Origin of the sequence: Azospirillum sp. B506 (assembly GCF_000333595.1) — a bacterium.
In the GTDB taxonomy this organism is placed as follows: Bacteria; Pseudomonadota; Alphaproteobacteria; order Azospirillales; family Azospirillaceae; genus Azospirillum.
The window spans coordinates 1-1,110 of sequence record NZ_BADK01000464.1 but is presented as its reverse complement, the minus strand read 5'-3'; the positions used below and the strand labels follow the sequence as shown (position 1 = coordinate 1,110).

Genomic DNA, 1,110 nt, shown 5'->3' with positions numbered 1-1,110 from the left:
CTTGACCATCTCCGGCGTCATGGCGCCCTTGGCCGACAGGCCGACGAACACGTCCGACCCGGCCACCGCCTCTTCCAGCGTGCGCTTGTCGGTGTCGACGGCGAAGGACGACTTCCACTGGTTCATGCCGTTGGTGCGGCCGCGATAGACCACGCCCTTGGTGTCGCACAGGATGATGTTTTCACGTGAAACACCCATCGTGCAGAACAGCTCGGCGCAGGCGATGCCCGCCGCGCCGGCGCCGTTCACCACCATCTTCACCTCTTCGATCTTGCGGCCGGTAATGTCGCAGGCGTTGATCAGGCCGGCAGCGGCGATGATCGCGGTGCCATGCTGGTCGTCATGGAAGACCGGGATGTCCAGCAGCTCGCGCAGCCGCTCTTCGATGATGAAGCAGTCCGGCGCCTTGATGTCTTCCAGATTGATGCCGCCGAAGCTGGGGCCGAGGAAGCGCACGCAGTTTACGAACTCGTCGACGTTCTTGGTGTCGACCTCCAGGTCGATGCCGTCGACGTCGGCGAAGCGTTTGAACAGCACCGCCTTGCCTTCCATCACCGGCTTGCCGGCGAGCGCCCCCAGGTCGCCCAGGCCCAGCACCGCGGTGCCGTTGGAGATGATGGCGACGATGTTGCCCTTGGCCGTGTAGTCGTAGGCGAGCGACGGATCCTCGGCGATGCGCAGGCAGGGCGCGGCGACGCCGGGCGAATAGGCCAGCGCCAGATCGCGCTGGGTGGTCAGCGGCTTGGTCGGGGTGATTTCCAGCTTGCCGGGCCGGCCGCTCGAATGGAGCAGCAGGGCCTCTTCGTCGGTGACGCGCTTGGTGTCGGACATGGATGTCGTGTTCCTCAACGGAGTGCATAGCCCGTCGGTCTTCATTGATGCCCTTTTGGGCGGTGCGCTGCCGACGGTGGGGTCGCGATGGTACACGCCGCACGCGCAACTCGCCAAGCCTCCATCACCCGGTTTTTGTACGAATCATGCATTTTTTTGAAGATTGAAGACAGATTCAGTTGAGATTACGTCCTATCTGCTCCGCTTGCGTTGCATNGCCCCGGCGGTTGGGAAGGGCAGGCCGCGGCTGCTACCATGCGGCACAATCCTGCAATCCGC

1 protein-coding gene is annotated in these 1,110 nt (G+C 63.7%); it reads right to left on the bottom strand.

Annotated features, from left to right (window positions below; genetic code table 11):
* Positions 1–831: malic enzyme-like NAD(P)-binding protein (locus I71_RS13995; protein ID WP_042695469.1), on the bottom strand; the 831-nt coding region annotated here is incomplete at its 3' end.
* Between the last annotated feature and the right edge of the window lie 279 nt (positions 832–1,110).